Origin of the sequence: Calothrix rhizosoleniae SC01, from assembly GCF_900185595.1 — a bacterium.
Classification (GTDB): Bacteria; Cyanobacteriota; Cyanobacteriia; order Cyanobacteriales; family Nostocaceae; genus Calothrix_A; species Calothrix_A rhizosoleniae.
The window spans coordinates 1-1,722 of the sequence record NZ_FYBH01000225.1 but is presented as its reverse complement, the minus strand read 5'-3'; the positions used below and the strand labels follow the sequence as shown (position 1 = coordinate 1,722).

At 38.6% G+C, this 1,722-nt stretch carries 1 protein-coding gene and 1 pseudogene; both read left to right on the top strand.

The genetic code is table 11. The features are described from left to right. Nucleotides 1-444: pseudogene (locus CALSC_RS26475) on the top strand (hypothetical protein); the annotation flags it as partial. A 138-nt stretch (nucleotides 445-582) separates the two neighbouring features. Further along, a partial coding sequence (locus tag CALSC_RS13625) for a type I polyketide synthase (protein ID WP_143288250.1) occupies nucleotides 583-1,722 on the top strand: 1,140 nt, incomplete at its 3' end.

The following is a 1,722-nucleotide window of genomic DNA, read 5'->3' as shown; positions in this document are numbered from 1 at the left end:
ATATCTCAGCAGTTATACAAGTATGAAAAGTTTCCTAAACCAACAGCTTATGAAAAAATGGTCGGAAACTCAATGATTTATCTGACTCAATTCAATCTAGATGGTCTTTCTGCTGCGATACCTTATCGCTTTGTTAAGGATGATGCTTCCTTTATAAATATTATTTTTAATTTGATGAAAAGTCCTTTGTTTAGATTATCTACTTCAGAAGCAATGAACTGGTTAAAAAAATGTTTCTGTCAAGAGCATCAGGGCTTTCATGTAGCATTAAAAAATCATCAGCGTCTACTCTTAAATCTAAAAAAATCCTTTGAGAATGTAGATTACCTTTGGTCTATAAACCGCAAAATGCAGATAGCAGATTCAGTTAATATCAATCAATCTGTCATTAGTAGCAAAAGAGCTTTTAATCAATTTGCTGAATTAGTAAAAAACATTGATTAAATTATTTATGCCCTTCCAAGTAATAAAATACCCAGCTTTTGACCCCCCCAATACTCGGGTATTGTCCAAAATATATTTGATAAAGCTGAACCCGCCGATGTTTTTGTTGTCCCTTAAACTCATTATAAATTTCTTGTTATGAATTCAATTGCAGTTATTGGTTTAGACTATCGTTTTCCAGGTGCGACAGATCCAGGATCTTTCTGGCATATATTGCGGAATGGAGTGGATGCAATTACGGAGGTACCACCGAATCGATGGGATATTGATACTTTTTATGACCCGGAGCCAGTTACACCAGGGAAAACCTATACACGCTGGGGTGGCTTCTTGGAACAAGTTGACCAGTTCGATGCTAATTTCTTCGGCATTTCCCCACGAGAAGCACATAAAATAGATCCCCAGCACAGACTTTTATTGGAAGTGAGCTTTGGTGCTTTGGAAAATGCAGGTATAGCGCTAGCTAATCTCGCAAGAAGCAAAACAGGGGTATTTATCGGAATTACTGATAATGATTATAGATATCTCAACCAGGATGCATCTTCCTTAAATGCCTATAGTGCAACTGGTCAAAAACTATGTATTGCTGCTAATCGTATATCTTATTCTCTGAATTTATGCGGACCCAATTTAGCATTAGACACTGGTTGTTCTTCATCACTGGTTGCTATTCACCTGGCTTGTCAAAGTTTACATAACAAGGAATCGGAGCTTTGTTTGGTTGGAGGAGTCAACCTAGTTTTAGTACCTAATGGGCATATAACTTTATCCCAGATGAGAATGATGGCAACTGATGGTCGTTGCAAGACTTTTGATGCTTCAGCTGATGGTTATGTCCGAGGGGAAGGATGTGGAGTAGTTGTTCTCAAGCGCTTGGAAGATGCTCTTAGGGATGGAGATAATATTCAAGCTGTTATCAAAGGTTCAGCGGTCAACCAAGATGGTTTAACTAACGGATTGACAGCCCCTAATGGTCCTTCTCAGCAAGCTGTGGTTCGTCAAGCTTTAGAAAGAGCGGGAGTCAAACCAGCAGATATTAGCTATGTGGAAGCCCATGGTACGGGTACCTCTTTGGGAGACCCGATTGAGATCAACTCCCTGAAAAAAGTGCTGATGGAAGGTAGAGATACAAATCAAACTTGTTGGATTGGTTCGGTAAAAACTAATATTGGTCATTTGGAAGCAGCAGCAGGTATTGCTGGTTTAATTAAGGTGGTTTTATCCCTGCAAAATCAAGAAATTCCACCCCACTTAAATTTTAAGAAGTTAAATCCTTTA